This window comes from Fructilactobacillus sp. X7R7C1 (assembly GCF_059901065.1).
In genome coordinates this window covers 112,500-130,653 of the sequence record NZ_JBWXVF010000003.1, presented here as the reverse complement: position 1 = coordinate 130,653, position 18,154 = coordinate 112,500, and the positions used below count along the sequence as shown (strand labels likewise).

Below are 18,154 nucleotides of genomic sequence, written 5' to 3'. Positions count from 1 at the left end.
TCATACACTTTCTATGATAGATTAGGATTAATACCAAATGATTACATCACGATTGCAAATCCATTAATTTCAGTAGTTTTGGCATTATATTGTGAAATTAATTTATAATTAACCAAAAAAAGATGGAAATCATTTGATTTCCATCTAAAATACGTTTTTAATTTATTTTTGATCTTTTTTTGGCGTTCTAATCATAACCGCAAACAATAATCCGATGACCGCAATTACCAAGAAGACCCAGTAAACCATGTGGAATCCATTAACCTGAGCTGGCATTGCCGGCATACTGAGTTTGAAGAATCCAGTTGCTCTAACCAATACAATCGTTGCAACCGCAACTCCAGTTGACCCAAGTACCTGTCTGACCGTCGTAATTAAAGCCGTTCCATAAGAAATCAAATCTTCTGGCAGTGAATCGGCCCCAAGCGTAACCGCAGGCATCATGACAAAGGCATTTCCACCCTCAATTAGCATTGCCAAGATCATCATGCCCCAGATATTGTAAATTGGGAAAAAGGCTAAAATGGCCCAGCCCAGCACAATCATCAACATTCCTGTTAACATAACTGGCTTAAATCCAATTTTATCAACAATCGTACCCGTGATTGGGTTCAAGATACTTAAGAAAACAGCTCCAGGAACTAGTGCCATCCCGGAAATGAATGGTGATACTCCCAATACCTGTTGATAATACAACGGGAAGATAATGGTAACTACAATCAATGAAATGTATGAGAATCCGGTTAAGAGTACCGCCAAATCATAGTTAAACGTCTTTAAAACGTTCAGGTTCAATAGTGGATTGCTAATTCTAAACTGACGGAAAACAAACAACGCAATCAAAACGATACTAATAATCAGGATGAGTAAAAGCATTCCATAGTTATTGTTTGGTTTAGCAATTTCACTAATTACGTACAAGATCCCAATCAAACCAAATGAATAGATGATCGAAAGCCAATCTAACTTTGATTTAATTCGTGGCATAACGTCTTTCATCACAAAGAATGAAATCAGGAATACAGCAGTGATAATCACAATGAAGACATCAAACAAGCCACGCCAAGTGGTAAACTTCAAAACGATTCCGGAAATGATTGGTCCACACGCCAGAGCTGAACCCATGACCAATCCAGCAACTCCCATGATCGTTCCTCGATCATCTTCCGGCGTGATATTTAGTAATACCGTTTGATACGATGGAAACAAAATTCCAACGGCAATTGCCTCTAAGGCTCTCCCAATCAGAACCCACGTAAAACTATTGCTGATTAAAATAATCAACGTTCCCAGGTCGAACATCAGTAAAACTCCCATAAAGAGTTTCTTAAAACTCATGTTGTTCAACAACCAAGGACTGATCGGCATCATGATACACATGATGATCATAAAGCCAGTTGTTAACCATTGAACGGTTGATGCTGAAATATCAAAGTACTTCATCAATGTGGGATAAGCCGTCGATAGTGATGACTGACTAATCGACATGGTGAAAGTACCGATTAACATGATGGTAATAAACCAAAATCTTTCTAATCTACTAAGTCCATTACTTTTTGCCATATAAAGCGCTCCTTTTCGATTTGTACTAATTTAATAGCTATTTATAGACTATCATTTTTTCATTTGAATTGTTACAAAAGATAACAAAAAGCTCATGATTTCTCATGGGCTCATTTTAGTCTAAAATTTAATACTACCTTGGGTTCTTGGATAAGGGATAACATCACGAATATTATCCATCCCAGTGACATACATCAGTAATCGTTCGAAGCCAATTCCAAAGCCAGAGTGCTTAGTGCCACCGTATTTACGTAATTCGAGGTACCACTCGTACTCATCCTTTGATAAATGAAATTCATCCATTTTGTCAGCCAATTCTTGCTCACGCTCTTCTCGTTGGCTTCCTCCAACTAGTTCACCAATTCTTGGAACCAGAAGGTCTGAAGCAGCAACGGTCTTACCATCGTCGTTATCACGCATATAGAAGGCTTTGATATTCCGTGGATAATCAGTGACAAACACGGGTTTGCCAAACACTTTTTCGGATAGATAACGTTCGTGTTCAGCCTTTAAATCAATCCCCCACTTAACCGGATATTTAAACTCAACGTCAGCTTTTTCAAGCAAATCAATTGCTTCCGTATACGTGATCCGCGCAAACTTCTCGTTCACAGTAGTTTGAAGCAACTTAAGTAAGTTGTCGTCGACGTTATCATTTAAGAATTGAAGGTCCTCTGCAGCATTTTCAAGTAGATAATTAATGACATACTTTAGCATGTCCTCAGACGTTTCGATAATGTCATCTAAATCAGCAAATGCCATTTCCGGTTCAATCATCCAAAATTCGGCAGCGTGGCGTTTAGTATGCGAATTTTCAGCTCTAAAAGTTGGGCCAAAAGTGTATACGTTTCTAAATGCCAGAGCAAAGGCCTCGACTGGTAATTGTCCACTAACGGTTAAGTTCGTCTCTTGACCAAAGAAATCCTTTGAGTAATCGACTTTACCATTTTCATCCCTTGGCAGGTCATTTTGATCTAAACTAGTGATCTGAAACATCTCACCAGCCCCCTCCGTGTCACTACTAGTAACAATCGGAGTGTTTACATAGACAAAGCCGTGTTTTTGCATGTATTCATGAATCGCAAAGGCTGCCATCGAACGAATCTTGAAAACAGCGTAAAAAGTATTGGTTCGAGGACGTAAATGTGCAATAGAACGAAGGTACTCAAGTGATTGCTTCTTCTTTTGCAGTGGATAGTCTAGATCAGAAACACCCTCAATCTTAACTTGCTCCGCATGAATTTCAAATGGCTGCGGGGCATCCGGGGTGTCCACGAGTTTGCCAATCACCTTCAGAGTTGAACTAATCGGCAGTTTGATGATGTCATCAAAGTTATCTAGATCACTCTTGACAATCACCTGAACATTCTTAATGTATGAACCGTCGTTGACTTCGATAAAGGCAATCTTTTTAGAATTACGAATGGTTCGAATCCATCCTTCTAGAACTACTGATTCATTACCAAAATCGTGTTTCTTAGTGTACAAATCTTTTGCTAAAACGTTTTGTTCTTTCATACTTAACAACTCCTTTTAGACAATAAAAAAGACCTCATCTCAAAAAGGGACGAGGTCATCGCGGTACCACCCATATTGTTTATGTAACATAAACCAACTCACACAATGATAACGGATTGCGACCGTTAGCCCTACTTCGTTCAAGCTTTAAAACTCAAGGTGTTTTTCCCATTAACTCTTTATCGAACTCTCACCAACTTCGACTCGCTATAAAAGAAATTAATGGTACTCGTCCTCTTTATTGTCATATCTTATTTGATTTAAAAGTACCATAATCACAGGCTGGTTGCAACATGATTAGTAAGTTTTAATTCCTAAATAAATGGCCAATAAAATTGCCAAGATTCCGACCCCGTACTTCATGATATTGGATGGGATGAGACGTACAATGGCTGGTCCAATGTATCCGCCAATCATCAATCCAATCGTTAGCGTAATCAGAACTGGCCAGTTAATCTGAATTGTAAAAATAAAGATCAAAGCCGAGATCCAATTCATAACTAGTGACATCACATTTCGAATGGCATTATCCACGGCATATGACTCATTTAAGGCTCGCATTAAAATCGCCATGATCAAAATTCCACCACCAGCACCAAAATAACCTAAGTACATTCCAACCAACGTCAGTGCAATGGCGGTAATGGTCTTACCCCATAATCCCAAATGGGTTTTCATTAACTGCTTTTGACTCTTCGGTAGCATGATCAAAATCCCAGACAACATGATGACAACTGGTGCAATATCTGCAAAACTTTTGTTGGAACTACGAAGAAGAATCAGGGAACCGAGTGCAGACCCAATTCCAGCAAAAATAGCCACTTTTAAAATGGTCTTACCTTGACCCTTTAATTCTCTTTGAGATGAAGCCACTGCGCTCATGTTACTAAACGCAAAACCAACGATGTTAGTCACACTGGAAACGATTGGTGATAGTCCGGAAGCCAACATTGCTGGATATGAAACAACGCTAGCAAGTCCCACAGCGGTTCCCATAATTCCGCTCAAAATCCCAGCAAAAATCAATAAGAAATACTTTAAAATCAAACTTCCACTTTCTCCTTGTTTTATTAATAGGTCTTAATTCCCAAACAAATCGCTAATACAATGGCACCGATCCCAACCCCATACTTCATAACATTGGATGGAATATGACGTACGACTGACGGCCCAATATATCCACCTACTAGTAACCCAACTGTGATGGCAATCAAAGCCACCCAATTAATTGGCATCGTAAACATAAATATGATGGCCGAAATCCAGTTCAAAATTAACGAAACAAAATTTCGGATTGCATTACAAACAGCATAGGGTTGATTAACGGCTCGAAGTAAAATTGCAATTAACATGACTCCTCCGCCAGCACCAAAGTAACCTAAATACATCCCAACAAAAAGAAGTGCAATGGCGGTAATTATTTTCCCCCACACGGTCATATGCGTTTCAGATAATTGTTTTTGACTCTTTGGTAGCAACATCAAAACTCCCGAAATCATAATGATGATTGGGGCAACGTTTTCAAAACTTTTATTCGAACTGTTAAGTAAAATTAAAGAACCAATAATGGTCCCAATTCCAGCACAGATGGTAACCTTAAAGATGACTTTGCTTTGTCCCTTAAGTTCTTTTTGGGACGCTAAAATGGCACTTGAATCACTAAAGGCAAAGCCAACCGTGTTGGTGACGTTTGCAACGATCGGTGCAAATCCTGCCAGAAGCATCGCTGGATAAGCAACCAAACTGGCCAGTCCAACCGTACTTTCAAGCACCCCGCTAACAACTCCTGCCACTACTAAAAAAATTAAATTCCACATAATATTTTCCCTACATTCATCTTTTTTAAAAATATGCCTGATATGCTAAAAAAGCAGCCAGGATAATCGCACCAATCGCAACCGTGTACTTCATTACAGCTGATGGAATTACCCGGACAATAATCGGGCCAATGTACCCACCAATAAACAGACCAATGGCAAGCACCACCAAAGCACTCCAACTAATTGGGGTAGTAAAAATAAAGATGGCAGCTGATACTGCGTTCATGGTTAAAGTCGTCACATTTCGGACCGCATTGCAAATGGCGTATGGTGCATCGATAATTCGAATCAAAATGGCAGCCATTAGCACTCCGCCGCCTGCACCAAAGTAGCCAACGTAAATCCCAACAATCACAATGGCAATCGCGGCAATTGCACTCGCTGTTTTTGAAATACTTTCAGAAGCAAACGTTGACTGTCGTTTTGGAATTAACATTAAAACTCCAGACAGTAAGATGACAAAGGGAGCAACATCTTGAAAGCTTTTATTGGAACTATGTAACAGGATAATTGATCCAATAACCGCACCAATGACCGCAAATAGCATAACGTGAAGAGTGACCGAACCCTGTCCTTTGAGCTCTCGTCTCGATGACAAGACGGCACTCGTTCCGCTAAAAATAATTCCCACCGTAATCGTGACGTTTGCCATAATTGGTGGTAATCCAACAAACAAAAGTGCCGGATAAAGAATCACACTTGCCATGCCAACGACACTACTCAACGTTCCGGCAATGATGCTAGCAATTAAAAGAAAAATACCATTAAATAACAACGAAAGAACCAACTTTCCCAATTAAGATTATTAACTACTTACTTAATGTTACCACTAATTGGTTTTTCCATTATCAAATCACGCTGAGCACTCTTGCCCAATTGAAAAACATGATCCCCAACTTGCTTAAATCCCATTTTTTGATAGAACTTTAATCCAGCATCATTATGTTCCCAGACCCCAAGCCAAACCTTTCCTTTCCCTTTTTTCTGCGCCTCATTAACAGCCAAATCAATCAATTCGGTTCCTAGACCGTGACGTTTAAATTCTTTTTTCAAATAAATTCGTTCCACTTCTAAGAGATGCGGACCCATTTCTTCAGATTGAGCATCATCAACGTTTAACTTTAGATAACCAGCTAATTTTCCATCAACGTAGGCAAAATAAAATTGAGAATTAGGATCAGAAATTTCATTCTTTAATTTTTCCGGATCGTAGGCATTATCCAAGTATTGATTTAAATTTTCAGGTTTATTTTCGGTTCCAAACGTCTCGGCAAACGTTTCCCGACTAATGGCTCGTAAAGCACTAATATCATCAATCGTTACCCTTCTAATCTCACTCATCATTTTGAACCTCCATTAACAATTTAGTTAATATTTTAACTAATTTACTCTGGCTTGCAACCATTGTCATTTATAACAGATAAAGAAGGTTGCTTAAGCGCTTTCACTAGCATAAAATAGAAGTGGATAATAAGTAAATATATAGGAGGAAATCACCATGACATTCAATAACGTTGTCATTGTCGGTGGAGGCACCTTAGGCTCACAAATTGCTTTCATGTCGGCTTTTCACGGAAAAAACACTACTATTTGGGGCCGTTCAGACGGCTCACTCGATCGTGCTAAGGCGCGAGTAGCTCGTTGGGAAAAAGCAGTAAAAAAAGACATTGGAGCTACCGATGAACAGGTCAAGAACGCAGAGGAACATCTCCATTACACCACTGATTTAAAGGCCGCTCTTAAGGGTGCTGACTTAGTTATCGAGGCTCTTTCTGAGGATCCAGATGTTAAAAATGACTTTTACAAGAAATTCAGTGAACTGGCAGATCCAGATACCACCATCGTTACTAATACTTCGACGCTACTTCCATCACAATTTGCTGATACTACTGGTCGCCCTGACAAGTATTTGGGTTACCACTTCGCTAACTCAATTTGGAAAAACAATACCGCTGAAATCATGTCACAATCTAAAACTAATAAGGATCTTCCAAAAGAGATGGAACAGTTTTCACGCGAAATCGGAATGGTTCCAATCCTAGTTAACAAGGAACAACCTGGTTACCTATTGAACTCACTGTTAGTACCATTTCTATCAGATGCTTTAGTCCTCTGGAACAATGGCGTTTCTGATCCTGAAACGATCGATAAGGCATGGATGATTGGAACTGGTGCACCACTTGGTCCTTTCGCTATTATGGACATTATTGGGATGAAAACCATGTATGATATCACTAAGATGTCAACTAACCCAGAAGTTAAAAAGGCTTCCGAAAAATTCAAGGATATGATTGACCAAGGTAACATTGGTCTTGAATCCGGTAAGGGCTTTTACACTTATCCAGATCCTGATTTCAGAAAACCAGAATTTCTTAAATAGAATTAGATAAAAAAAAGTTCGCCATTTGGCGAACTTTTTATTTTATAGATTTTTAATTTTATAGATGATTCAAAGTCTCAGAACCAAGTGTTGGGAACAATGGGATCAATTCGCTCATCTTTTCTGGTGAGATATGATACTCAACAAATGGTGCCAAAGTACTAATAACGTTATCAGCTTCAGAACTGATTTCAGTAGCACCTACTAGGTAACCTTGTTTGTCGGTGATTGAAATGGTCTTACCTTTGTTCTCCTGCATTGCAAATCTGAACCAATCAGTGGCAAGGTCTGATTCTTTAACATCATACTTATCAGGGTTGGCCTTAGCTTCGTCAACACTAACACCGATCTCAGCAATTCGTGGTGATGAGAAAACTGCACTTGGAACAGCTGGATACTTAATTGGATCAGTAGTAGCACCAGTAAATAACTTGGTAAGGTACATTGACTCAAAAATAGCGGTTGGAGTTAACTTACCAACTTGTTTATCAAGAACATCGCCAGCAGCGTAAATGCTGTCAACTGAAGTTTGAAGATGATCATCAACTTTGATTCCGTTCTTATCGTAATCAACGCCAACTTCTTTAAGACCGAATCCTTCAATGTTCGGATCACGGCCAGTTGCATCAAGAACCCAATCAGAGTCAATGTTGTCTTTGTTAGTCTTGACTACAAAACCATCACCTGATTTTTCGATTGATTCAGGATCAACGTTTCGAATGATTTGAACTCCTTGAGATTCAAGATCTTTAAGTAATGACTCAACAAATGGTTGATAAAACTTTCTTAAGGCCTTGTCATGGTGCAATAGGATGGTAACCTTAGTTCCAGCATTTGCTGCGATTGTAGCAAATTCAATGGCAATGTATCCACCACCGATAACGGTCATGTGCTCTGGTTGTTTTTCTAAGTTCAAGAAATCAGTTCCATCGTATGCCAAGTCAGCACCCGGAATATCAATCTTGTGATAATGAGCTCCAGTTGCTACAACAAGTTTATCAGCGGTGTACTTGGTACCGTCAACGTCAATGGTGTGCGCATCAACGATCTTTCCATACCCATGGATCACATCGATGCCAACACTCTTTAGACCTTGTTCGATTCCACCAGGTAATTGACTGATAACTTCTTTTTCATGCTTAACGTTATCGGCCCAATTGATCTTAGTAGTTCCATCTAAGCCGTGTCCTTGGAAGTTATCAACGTCTTTTTTCATCTTAACTGGGAAGTCTAAAGCAATCTTAGCGTTACATCCACGGTTAGGACAAGTTCCACCAATCTTGCCAACTTCAATAATACCAGCTTTTTTACCCTTTAGAGCCAATGGAATAGCACCGTTAAAAGCACCATGTCCACTTCCTAAATACAATACATCAAATTGATAATTGTTTTCACTCATACTTAACACCTCACCCTTTAGTTTTGTACAACTAAACTTTATACAATTATTATTATAGTTCTATAATTGCACTTGTCAAGATTAGCTCTCCACAAGACATTCTAATGCCTCTTTACCAATAAGGAAAACAATTAGAATTGCTGCTGTTGAATCGATCCACCAAATATGGAAAAAATAATTAAGCAAAACTCCGATAAGCACCGTCCCAGCAAGATAAGCACACGTAACACTACAAATGGCATCCTGAATTAAAGCGTTAGAACCAATTACTTTCCCAATCCAATACTTAGCATAGGCGATCATTGGCATGATAATAAGAGACAAAATAGAAATGATGATCCCCATCAGACTGCCATCAGCACCTTCATGCTGAAACAAATTATATCCAGAAGTAACTAGAATATAGACACACAGAAGGAGCAAAATGATGCTAACGATCTTCGTGGCAACCTTATCCACTCGATTAATGTCAATTTTTGAACTCCCTTTAAACTCAATTTCCAAACGAAATAGTAAAACAAATCCAGCAATAATCTCCATCAAACTATCAAGACCAAACGCAATTAATACAATTGAGTGGGCATCGATCCCGGCCTTTAAGCCAACCGAAAATTCTACTATCATCCAAGCAATCGCAACCATCTCAATTATCATTCCATATCCAACCACGTTTTTAGTTTCCATGTTTGACACCCCTTACCACGTGATCCGAATGAGCTAGTCCTTCATTTACAATGTCCATAATATGAGGATCATCCAGGCGATAATAATTTGACTTGCCCTTCCGTTCGCTACTTACCAATTGATGCTTTTTAAGCATTGCCAATTGATGAGAAGTAGCTGATTGTTCAAGCCCAAGTTCCTCACTAATCTCACCAACGTTGAGTAAGTGATTTTCTAACAACACTAACATTTGAATCCGAACCGGATTACTCAAAATTTTAAATAACTCATGAGCTTCTTCTAATTTTTTGGGATTAATCTTAGAATCCATGATTTTCTCCTTATATATGTAATTTATTTCATATGAATACATTGTCATATGTATCCTAATAAAAAAAGCCACAACGGCTAATTCATTTTAATCCTTGATTCCATGACTTTTAAAAACAATCTGATTAATAGCGTGATCAATGTCACCAAAGTCAGAAAAAGCCTGGTTAATTGCATCGTTAATCGTAACTTCATCTGAAATCTTAGCTAATGCATCTTTTACGATTGAACGTTTCAACTCAATCTTGTACATCTCAACATCAGGAGTACTTGGATATTTTTCAAAGTACTTATCCAAACGTCCTTCAACAATGTTATTTAATTCTTCGTTATTCATTTTTAATCGCCTCACGTATATTTGTACTGTCATTACCTTACTAAATGAAACTACTGATTATCTAAAATGGTATCAATTGTCCTTAGAACCCCATCATCGTTATTATCAAACTCGGTAACGTGACCAGCGGCGTCCTTTGCCTCCCGAATGCCATTCTTCATAGCATAACTATTCGGGGTTAAATCCAACATTTTTAAATCATTCTCATTATCCCCAAATGTGACAACCTCTTCAGGATTGGCATCATATTTTTTCATCAAATAGCGCACGCCAGTTGCTTTGTCAACCCCCTTTACACCAATTAGGTCGGTATTAAAGCCAGAGTTTAAACTCTCAAGATTATCTGGAAGCATCTGTCGCATTTCATGAACTTTTCGCATCACGTTTGCACCTTGCTTAAACGTCACACCAACTTTTACTAATTGATCATCAGTGTTCTCACTTGTGATGTTAGCCAAATCATTCAAACGGACCGTATTACTATAGTATTGTTTCATTAACTGATACATTTTTTCGGGTAGCCTTTTATCTACATAAGTATGCTTAAGCCCAGATACGTTAACCCCGACAATGTCAGGGCCAAAATCATCATAAAGCATCTTTAAAGTCTGTTTAATCTGATCATCATTCAGCGATTCGGCATGGACTAAATCATTTCCACGATAAATTACTGAACCATTTTGAGAAATAAAATCCATTTGGTCCCGATAATCAATAAACAGGCTTTGTAATTTATCATTCGGTCCGCCACTAGCGACGGCAAAATTAACGTTTTGGTGTTTCATTTTTTGAAACGTTTTTAAAAACTTAATCTCATCATATCGATTAGCTTCATTTAAAAAGGTTTTGTTCATATCTGTCACAATTAATTTAATCAAAATCTCCACCCCACCTGTTTAAATTAATTATATCAATTTGTTAAGGGAATGAAAAAAGTTAACACTATAAAAGCATTAACTTTTAATTAAATTAACTATTTTCGAGGAGCAACACAGGTTCCCTCTGGTACCGCAAAATCCTTTTGAATGACAGACAACTTACCATTCTCATGATTTCGCTCGTACAAGGTTGCGTTATTAGTGTTTTGATTTACAGCAATTAGAAAGGATTGATCTGAATTAAAGTTAAAATCACGCGGAAATTCCCCTTCAGTTGAAATTACTTGAATTCGCTCTAAGTCACCATCATCTAGGACCTTAAAAACAGCAATCGAATCATTGCCACGATTAGAAACATACACAAACTTCTCATCGTTAGTTATTCGAATTGCAGCTCCACCATTGGCATCTTTGTAGTCATTGGGAATAGTTTTAACAACCTGTTGGACGGTAAAGATGCCAGCTTCTTCATTATAATCAAGAACTGCAATCTTACTACTTAGTTCACCAATTAAGTAAGCCTTTCCCGTCGATTCAGCAAAAGCAATGTGTCTTGGACCAAATCCAGGTGACAACTGAATCTCACTAACAGGAGTAATCTCACCCGCGTCAGAAACATCATACAAATAAACTCGATCCAATCCCAGGTCACAAATCACTAAGCGATCATCAGGAGTTAGATCGGCATAGTGTGGATGAGGACCACTTTGTTGTTCTGGTAGTGGACCGGTCATTCCATCGTCATGGATTCGCTGTGATTCTTTGACAGTCCCGTCACTTTCAATGTGATACGCAATGACATTACCAGTATGATAATTTGCTGTATAGACCATCTGGCGTCCTTCGTCTACAGTAATGTAGGCTGGTGAGGGACCAACTTCAATGTCTTCTTGCATTAATTTAGCTGGCATGGTACTGCTATCAAAAACAGCAATCCCACCACGTGTTTCCGCTTCATCTTGATTACGATCAATCGCATAGATTTTATGGTCACTAGATTCCACAACGTAAGTTGGACAGCTAATTTGCGCAATTAACTGAGCATTTTCCAGCTGTTTTTTGTCTTTGTCTAATTCAATTTGGTAAACGCCCTTACTAGTTTTTTGGGTATAAGTTCCAATTAAAAATTTTTCAGTCATCATCAACACCTCCAAATATTATTCATACTCATTATGCCATATTTGATGGTTGGTGATAACAAATATTAATGATTTAATTCACAAAATGATTAGCCAATTGATTTAACCAATATGGTTCTCTTTTAAAATCATCTGGACTTCATGATCCATTGCTGGGGTTCGTTTCCACTCCTCAAAGTGGTCAAAGTTTTCCTTTGGCATCACATAATTCTGGTTAACATAGTTCTCGTAATTAATGACATGAACGGAGTGAGGAATGTTTAGTTGAAGGATCCGAACCTGTTTAATCATTTTTCGTTCTGCAGCAAGCTCAGCTCGTCCGTTCTGCACCATGTTGCTGATTTCAAGGTACTTAGAACCATCTAATCGCGTAATTTCCTCAATCAATGTAAATGTTTCATGACTCTTCATTGCCATCTAAATCTTCCTCCTAAACAAAAATGCTATTATTCACTTTGAATAATAGCAAAATTTTTATCGTTGTCCCCAGGCATGTTTCTCAAGTTGTTTGTATTCATGCTTGGTGACCATTACTGATTTACCATTCTTCTTCTGGTACCTCATCTTCTTACTTGGGTGAATGATATAACTTGGATGTCTAACAACCGCCATCGTTGGATGACCAGATACATTTACCAAGCAAAAGAAAATCATGGCAAAGAAAACCGCCCACGTCATAATCTTAGTGGTCAATGGCATCTTTTCTTGAATAACTTCACTATAGAACCGCTTATGGATGGTTCGTGCTGGATTAGGATCATTCGGGTGATCCTCAGCATACTCATTAGTAATTTCCTTTTGATACTTATCAATATCAAAATTCTTCTGAATGGTCTTTTCTTTTTTCTGGAACTGTTTTTTCTCTTTTTTGCTTAACGATTTAAACCACTTGATGAACTTCTGATATTCGGAGACGACTTCTTCCATCGGACCAATTTTCCGTAGCTTCCCGTAGTTAATCCAAGCAACTCGATCACACAACAAACGAACCTGCTTTAGTGAATGAGATACAAAGATAATGGTCTTACCTTCTTCTTTGAATTCATCAATCTTATCAACACATTTTTGGTAGAAAGTATCGTCACCAACGGATAAGGCTTCATCAATAATCAAAATGTCTGGCTTAATGTGAACGGCAATGGAAAAGCCAAGTCGGGACCTCATACCACTAGAGTAGTCTTTTACTGGTTGGTCAACAAAATCACCAATATCCGCGAAGGCAATGATGTCGTCCATCATATCGTCAATTTGGCGGTTTGTAAGTCCCTGCATCAATGACTTCATGCGGATGTTTTCACGGCCAGTTAAATTCTTTCTCAATCCAGCGTTAATCGCAACAATCGAAGTGTCTCCGCGCACATCAACTTGGCCGGTCGTTTGCGGAATAATGCCGGAAATAATGTTAGAAATGGTCGACTTTCCCGAACCATTTACACCAATAATTCCCAATGCTTCACCAGGCTGAACGGTAAATGAAATTCCCATCAAAGACCAAAAATGTGGGGTTTTATTTTTCTTTGATAATGAGAAAAACGACTTTAATTTGTCAGATTGAGTCTTGAACATGTCATACTCTTTGGTGACATCTTGTACTTTAATTTTATAATTTTTTTCAGTCATGGTTTACTTCCTAAATTCAAAATTACAACTGACACGATAATAAAATAATACGAGAAAATTACTAAAATGTAAAGAAAGTTCAGTACTCAACGATGCTTCAACAACATAATAAAAGAGCTACCAAGAATGGTAGCCCTTAAAAATATTATTCAACTGTAACACTTTTAGCAAGGTTTCTTGGACGATCAACGTTCAATCCCTTGTTCAAACTAGTGTAATAAGCAATTAGTTGAGCTGGAATGACACTAAGCAGCGGCGTTAACAACTCATTAACGTCCGGGATCACAAACGTATCACCATCTTGAGCTAGACTTTGTCGCACGATCGTCAAAGCACTGGCACCACGAGCTGCAGTTTCTTCCAGATTACTACGAGTTAATCCAGCGGTCTTCTTTTGGGTGATAATACCAATCACTGGAGTGCCCTTTTCAATCAATGCAATTGTTCCGTGCTTAAGTTCACCAGAAGCAAAGCCTTCCGCATGGACATAAGAAATTTCTTTTAACTTCAACGCTGCTTCAAGGGAAACAGTGTAATCAACCCCACGGCCGATGTAAAAGGCCTGTTTAGCATCAACGAAATATTTCTTAGCAATTTCATCAATCTTATCTTTTTCTTCAACAATTGACTGCATCCCAGTCGCAACCAAACCCAATTGTCGTGCTAAATCAAAATCTTTTGCGACCTGACGATTACCCCGCATACCAACGGCCTTTGCCAAAATGGCTTGGATTGCAATTTGAGCAGTATATGCTTTAGTTGAAGCAACTGAAATTTCTGGACCAGCATTAAGCAACATCGTGTAAGTTGCTTCGCGCGACAATGTCGAATTAGCAACATTAGTAATGGTTAAACTAGGAAAATGATGCTTGTTAACGTTCACTAAAACTTCCCGACTGTCAGCGGTCTCCCCACTTTGAGTCAAAAAGATAAAAAATGGTTTCTTAGAAAGCAATGGATCTTCGTAAGCAAACTCGGATGAGACATGCACTTCAGTTGGAATTCCAGTGTACTTCTCCATCAAATCTTTACCGACTAATCCAGCATGATAACTGGTACCAGCACCCACGATATAGATTCGATCTGAATCAAGGATGGTATCCATTACGCCACAACCAACGTTCATGTTTCCGTCTGCATCAAAGTACTCTTTAACTAATTTTCTCATGACATTGGGTTGTTCATCAATCTCTTTAAGCATGTAGTAAGGATAAGTCCCCTTATCAGACGCACTTGGATCAATGGTTACCTTGAACTGATGACGCTCTACTGGCTTACGGTTTTCATCAAGGATGGTTACCTTATCAGGCTTTACAATCGCAACGTCACCATCAACCACCTCAAGAAAAGTATCAGTAACGTCTAACATAGCAATTGAATCAGAACATACTACGTTGAAACCGTCACATAATCCAATCAACATGGGGCTTTTGTTTTTGGCTGCATATAAAGTATCTGGATCTTCTTTATCCATTAAAATGAAAGCATATGAAGAATTCTTAAGGAGTGAAAGCATCTTAATGAAGGCATCCTTTGTACTCATTTTGTCTTCAGTCACAAACTTATCAACCAATTGAACCGCCACTTCGGTATCAGTTTGACTATGAAACTTAACGTCTGATAAGTATTCTTTCTTCAGTTGTTCATAGTTTTCGATCACACCATTGTGAACCAGATAGAACCGGTTGTCATCTGAGAATTGTGGATGAGCATTCTCAATGTTTACCCCACCGTGAGTAGCCCAACGAGTGTGTCCAATTCCGGCAGTTCCCTGTACTTCTGGCCCAATCTTTTTCTTTAAATCGTCGATACTTCCGGTCGTTTTCACTAAATAATCTTTGTGGTCTTTTCCTTCCACAAAGATTCCGGCTGAATCATATCCTCGATATTGTAATTTTTCTAATCCATTAACTAAAATGGATGTCGCATTCTTATTGCCTGTAACTCCAACGATTCCACACATGGGAATGACCTCTCTTTAAAATTGGTATAGATGTATTTAAATTTTATTTATATACTTAACATCTTTGATAATAATGGTTTCACAAGTGTTTGTCAAATATAAGTTAGAATTGGTATAGCACCGATGAACGAAATTTAATAAAAATTTAAGCATAATAAAAGAGTTAACAAACGTTAACTCTTTTATTAATTCGTGATTGCTTTATTCAATTCCCATGTCGTCTCTAACAACGTCGGCAATTTTGTTCGCATACTTATCACTTTCTTTTTGAGTCGGAGCTTCCACCATAACTCTTAGCAGCGGCTCAGTCCCACTTGGTCGAACCAAGACACGACCATTCCCATTCATTTCATCTTCAACATCATCAATGGCCTTTTTAACATTATCATGATCCATCGCGTGCTTTTTGTCAGAAACCTTCACGTTAACAAGACTTTGAGGATATTTTTTCACTTCGTCTGCTAATTCGGAAAGCGGTTTACCGGTTTCTTTCATAATATGCATTAATTGCAGACTGGTTAGCATCCCATCTCCAGTGGTATTAAAATCCAAAAACACAATGTGACCAGATTGTTCGCCACCTAGATTGTAACCATTGGCTTTCATTGACTCAACCACGTATCGATCTCCAACTTTAGTTTTCACACTATTTAAGCCGTTGGCTTCCATGGCTTTGTACATTCCGAGGTTACTCATCACTGTCGTAACAATGGTGTCATGCTTTAATCGACCATTAGCATCCATATACTTACCACAGATGTACATAATCTTATCACCATCAACGATGTTTCCCTTTTCATCGACAGCAATGCAACGATCACCATCACCATCAAAGGCAATTCCTAACTGGGAACCATTTTCAACAACCATTTTTTGCAACTGTTCTGGGTGAGTGGAACCGACGTTATCATTAATGTTTAGTCCATTAGGTGAGGTCGCCATTGTTTTAAAGTCAAGGCCAAGGTCAGCGTAAAGACGGGGAACCAAGTTGCTGGTAGCCCCATTTGCGGCATCAACTGACACCTTAATCCCACTTAATTCATCTGGAATCGTTTGGGACAGAAAGTGAAGATACTTTTGCGATGCTTCGGTGTACTCTGCTGAAGTGCCTAATCCCTTTGCTGAGGGACGTGGTAAGTCATCAGTATCACTTTCAAGAATCTTCTCGATGTCAGCCTCGATGTCATCGGACAATTTATATCCGTCACCGCCAAAGAATTTAATTCCATTGAACTCAGCGGGATTATGTGAAGCCGTAATCATAACTCCGGCATCAGCACTTTGATCTCTAACCAAGTATGCTACTCCGGGGGTAGTGACAACTCCGAGTTGAACCACCTCAATTCCAACGGACAACATTCCAGCTACCAAAGCATCTTCCAACATCTGTCCAGAAATTCGTGTATCTCTTGATACCAAGACACGTGGCTGATGATCTTGAACACTGTGCTTAGTCAGAGCATAACCACCTGCACGACCAGCCCGAAAAGCCAATTCTGGGGTTAAGTCTTTATTCGCAACTCCTCTAATTCCGTCTGTTCCAAAATATTTCATATATAGTCCTCACTTTATTACTTATTCTTTGCGTTAATCTGTACTTTAACCGTTTCCGGATCCAAGCCACTTACTTTGGAGTTACCCGCATCAAGTGAAACCGTCTTAGTATTATCACCAGACATGTTTTCGACATCAACGTCGGCATTAACCGAATTAATCCCATCAATCGTGTCTTTATCACCTAACAATAACACATCAGATGGATCACACTTAACGTCATAGGTCTTACTTGCCTGCTTATTAACTAAATTAACCTTGACTGGTACTCTCTTATTATCACCCGCTGAAACCGGTAAATCAACCGAACTTGTTGATGGGGTAATAATAACGTTGATGGTCTTTCCTTTTTTGTCTAAAGCCTCAATCACCGCATCCTGTTTTATATCACGCTTGGTGTTAGGCTTCAAGTTAGTTTTAGCAACTACTGAATCAATTCGATTAATTTGATCACTCGGTCCAGTCACTTTTGCAGAACTGACATCTAACGACGGCTTTCCGGCCTTATAACCAGAAGCAATGTTTTTCTTGTCGTAGACAGCTTTTACGGGGAACTTAACGGTCCGGCGTGGTTGAATGTTAACTTTAATGCGAGCAGGTTTAATCTTACTCTTAATGTCAGAATTTAGCCCCTGCTGTTGTAATTTAACGATGTGTTCTCCGGGCCCCAAATTACTAAGGTTAGCGTACACCTTAAAGTTCTGGGTATTAGCGGTTGTAGTGACTAACGCCGATGGTCCTGACAACTGGACGTTAACTTTTTCTGGATAACCAATTACAAAATACTTGTCTGAGTTTACGTTGAGCTGTAATGGAACTGACAGTGTCTTGGTTTTATTAGCTGCCATCTGGGTGCTTTTAGTCGAATTACTGGTACTGTTAGTGAGACCCATATCATTTTTGCCATCATGAACATAGAAAAACAGTGCAATTGTAAAGACTAGTGCCAAGATAGCATAGAATAATTTACTCCGAAAAGATTTTTTCATG

Annotated in this window: 18 protein-coding genes and 1 other annotated feature; of the genes, 1 reads left to right on the top strand and 17 read right to left on the bottom strand. The window is 38.7% G+C overall.

The window, feature by feature from the left end:
• Positions 1–162: 162 nt before the first annotated feature.
• The 6 genes from AC6UDC_RS05470 to AC6UDC_RS05445 all read right to left on the bottom strand — a co-directional run bounded on the left by AC6UDC_RS05470 (position 163) and on the right by AC6UDC_RS05445 (position 6,242).
• The gene (locus tag AC6UDC_RS05470) at positions 163–1,563 is read right to left on the bottom strand and encodes a DHA2 family efflux MFS transporter permease subunit (protein WP_500694328.1); all 1,401 of its coding nucleotides are present in this window, start codon (positions 1,561–1,563) and stop codon (positions 163–165) included.
• A gap of 120 nt (positions 1,564–1,683) precedes the next feature.
• Positions 1,684–3,081, bottom strand: a complete 1,398-nt coding sequence (gene asnS / locus AC6UDC_RS05465) for an asparagine--tRNA ligase (protein ID WP_500721677.1) — start codon at positions 3,079–3,081, stop codon at positions 1,684–1,686.
• A 42-nt stretch (positions 3,082–3,123) separates the two neighbouring features.
• Positions 3,124–3,332, bottom strand: a binding site (T-box leader).
• A 46-nt stretch (positions 3,333–3,378) separates the two neighbouring features.
• Positions 3,379–4,128, bottom strand: coding sequence for a sulfite exporter TauE/SafE family protein (locus AC6UDC_RS05460; RefSeq protein ID WP_500696037.1), 750 nt, complete (start codon positions 4,126–4,128; stop codon positions 3,379–3,381).
• A gap of 23 nt (positions 4,129–4,151) precedes the next feature.
• Positions 4,152–4,898, bottom strand: a complete 747-nt coding sequence (locus AC6UDC_RS05455; protein WP_500696847.1) for a sulfite exporter TauE/SafE family protein — start codon at positions 4,896–4,898, stop codon at positions 4,152–4,154.
• 25 nt (positions 4,899–4,923) lie between these two features.
• Positions 4,924–5,676, bottom strand: a complete 753-nt coding sequence (locus tag AC6UDC_RS05450; RefSeq protein ID WP_500694324.1) for a sulfite exporter TauE/SafE family protein — start codon at positions 5,674–5,676, stop codon at positions 4,924–4,926.
• A gap of 38 nt (positions 5,677–5,714) precedes the next feature.
• Positions 5,715–6,242, bottom strand: coding sequence for a GNAT family N-acetyltransferase (locus AC6UDC_RS05445; protein ID WP_500696110.1), 528 nt, complete (start codon positions 6,240–6,242; stop codon positions 5,715–5,717).
• Between the two features lie 157 nt (positions 6,243–6,399).
• Here AC6UDC_RS05445 and AC6UDC_RS05440 point away from each other — a divergent pair, with 157 nt between their 5' ends.
• The gene (locus AC6UDC_RS05440) at positions 6,400–7,281 is read left to right on the top strand and encodes a 3-hydroxyacyl-CoA dehydrogenase (RefSeq protein ID WP_500721675.1); all 882 of its coding nucleotides are present in this window, start codon (positions 6,400–6,402) and stop codon (positions 7,279–7,281) included.
• Positions 7,282–7,339: 58 nt separating this feature from the next.
• On the opposite strand, the gene AC6UDC_RS05435 is transcribed toward AC6UDC_RS05440, so the two are convergent.
• From AC6UDC_RS05435 to AC6UDC_RS05385, 11 genes are all read right to left on the bottom strand, one after another.
• Positions 7,340–8,680, bottom strand: coding sequence for a dihydrolipoyl dehydrogenase family protein (locus AC6UDC_RS05435; RefSeq protein ID WP_500721673.1), 1,341 nt, complete (start codon positions 8,678–8,680; stop codon positions 7,340–7,342).
• Positions 8,681–8,761: 81 nt separating this feature from the next.
• Positions 8,762–9,364 carry a cation efflux transmembrane domain-containing protein gene (locus tag AC6UDC_RS05430; RefSeq protein ID WP_500721672.1) on the bottom strand — a complete coding sequence of 201 codons (603 nt, stop codon included), beginning with the start codon at positions 9,362–9,364 and terminating at the stop codon, positions 8,762–8,764.
• Positions 9,354–9,674, bottom strand: a complete 321-nt coding sequence (locus tag AC6UDC_RS05425; protein ID WP_500694320.1) for an ArsR/SmtB family transcription factor — start codon at positions 9,672–9,674, stop codon at positions 9,354–9,356. The genes AC6UDC_RS05430 and AC6UDC_RS05425 overlap by 11 nt, the downstream gene beginning before the upstream one ends.
• An 87-nt stretch (positions 9,675–9,761) precedes the next feature.
• Positions 9,762–10,010 (bottom strand): hypothetical protein, encoded by a 249-nt coding sequence (locus tag AC6UDC_RS05420; protein WP_500694319.1) that lies wholly within the window; start codon positions 10,008–10,010, stop codon positions 9,762–9,764.
• A 50-nt stretch (positions 10,011–10,060) separates the two neighbouring features.
• Entirely contained in the window at positions 10,061–10,888 is an 828-nt protein-coding gene (locus tag AC6UDC_RS05415) for an HAD-IIB family hydrolase (RefSeq protein ID WP_500721670.1), read from the bottom strand.
• A 95-nt stretch (positions 10,889–10,983) separates the two neighbouring features.
• On the bottom strand, positions 10,984–12,027 hold the full coding sequence (locus tag AC6UDC_RS05410) for a lactonase family protein (protein ID WP_500721668.1): 1,044 nt from the start codon (positions 12,025–12,027) through the stop codon (positions 10,984–10,986).
• 102 nt (positions 12,028–12,129) lie between these two features.
• Positions 12,130–12,444 carry a hypothetical protein gene (locus tag AC6UDC_RS05405; protein WP_500696028.1) on the bottom strand — a complete coding sequence of 105 codons (315 nt, stop codon included), beginning with the start codon at positions 12,442–12,444 and terminating at the stop codon, positions 12,130–12,132.
• A gap of 57 nt (positions 12,445–12,501) precedes the next feature.
• Positions 12,502–13,647, bottom strand: coding sequence for an ABC transporter ATP-binding protein (locus tag AC6UDC_RS05400; protein ID WP_500711207.1), 1,146 nt, complete (start codon positions 13,645–13,647; stop codon positions 12,502–12,504).
• Between the two features lie 145 nt (positions 13,648–13,792).
• Positions 13,793–15,610, bottom strand: a complete 1,818-nt coding sequence (gene glmS / locus AC6UDC_RS05395; RefSeq protein WP_500711205.1) for a glutamine--fructose-6-phosphate transaminase (isomerizing) — start codon at positions 15,608–15,610, stop codon at positions 13,793–13,795.
• A 201-nt stretch (positions 15,611–15,811) separates the two neighbouring features.
• On the bottom strand, positions 15,812–17,164 hold the full coding sequence (glmM, locus tag AC6UDC_RS05390) for a phosphoglucosamine mutase (RefSeq protein WP_500694313.1): 1,353 nt from the start codon (positions 17,162–17,164) through the stop codon (positions 15,812–15,814).
• A 17-nt stretch (positions 17,165–17,181) separates the two neighbouring features.
• Positions 17,182–18,153: a CdaR family protein gene (locus AC6UDC_RS05385; protein ID WP_500694312.1), complete on the bottom strand. Its 972-nt coding sequence runs from the start codon at positions 18,151–18,153 to the stop codon at positions 17,182–17,184.
• Position 18,154: the final 1 nt, after the last annotated feature.

What these genes read in the sequence shown, in the direction of transcription:
- AC6UDC_RS05425 (WP_500694320.1), bottom strand. Translation starts at nt 9,674, where the DNA reads ATGGATTCTAAGATTAATCCCAAAAAATTAGAAGAAGCTCATGAGTTA.
- AC6UDC_RS05470 (WP_500694328.1), bottom strand. Translation starts at nt 1,563, where the DNA reads ATGGCAAAAAGTAATGGACTTAGTAGATTAGAAAGATTTTGGTTTATT.
- AC6UDC_RS05420 (WP_500694319.1), bottom strand. Translation starts at nt 10,010, where the DNA reads ATGAATAACGAAGAATTAAATAACATTGTTGAAGGACGTTTGGATAAG.
- glmS (WP_500711205.1), bottom strand. Translation starts at nt 15,610, where the DNA reads ATGTGTGGAATCGTTGGAGTTACAGGCAATAAGAATGCGACATCCATT.
- glmM (WP_500694313.1), bottom strand. Translation starts at nt 17,164, where the DNA reads ATGAAATATTTTGGAACAGACGGAATTAGAGGAGTTGCGAATAAAGAC.
- AC6UDC_RS05385 (WP_500694312.1), bottom strand. Translation starts at nt 18,153, where the DNA reads ATGAAAAAATCTTTTCGGAGTAAATTATTCTATGCTATCTTGGCACTA.
- AC6UDC_RS05430 (WP_500721672.1), bottom strand. Translation starts at nt 9,364, where the DNA reads ATGGAAACTAAAAACGTGGTTGGATATGGAATGATAATTGAGATGGTT.
- AC6UDC_RS05445 (WP_500696110.1), bottom strand. Translation starts at nt 6,242, where the DNA reads ATGAGTGAGATTAGAAGGGTAACGATTGATGATATTAGTGCTTTACGA.
- AC6UDC_RS05400 (WP_500711207.1), bottom strand. Translation starts at nt 13,647, where the DNA reads ATGACTGAAAAAAATTATAAAATTAAAGTACAAGATGTCACCAAAGAG.
- AC6UDC_RS05455 (WP_500696847.1), bottom strand. Translation starts at nt 4,898, where the DNA reads ATGTGGAATTTAATTTTTTTAGTAGTGGCAGGAGTTGTTAGCGGGGTG.
- AC6UDC_RS05410 (WP_500721668.1), bottom strand. Translation starts at nt 12,027, where the DNA reads ATGACTGAAAAATTTTTAATTGGAACTTATACCCAAAAAACTAGTAAG.
- AC6UDC_RS05440 (WP_500721675.1), top strand. Translation starts at nt 6,400, where the DNA reads ATGACATTCAATAACGTTGTCATTGTCGGTGGAGGCACCTTAGGCTCA.
- AC6UDC_RS05405 (WP_500696028.1), bottom strand. Translation starts at nt 12,444, where the DNA reads ATGGCAATGAAGAGTCATGAAACATTTACATTGATTGAGGAAATTACG.
- asnS (WP_500721677.1), bottom strand. Translation starts at nt 3,081, where the DNA reads ATGAAAGAACAAAACGTTTTAGCAAAAGATTTGTACACTAAGAAACAC.
- AC6UDC_RS05435 (WP_500721673.1), bottom strand. Translation starts at nt 8,680, where the DNA reads ATGAGTGAAAACAATTATCAATTTGATGTATTGTATTTAGGAAGTGGA.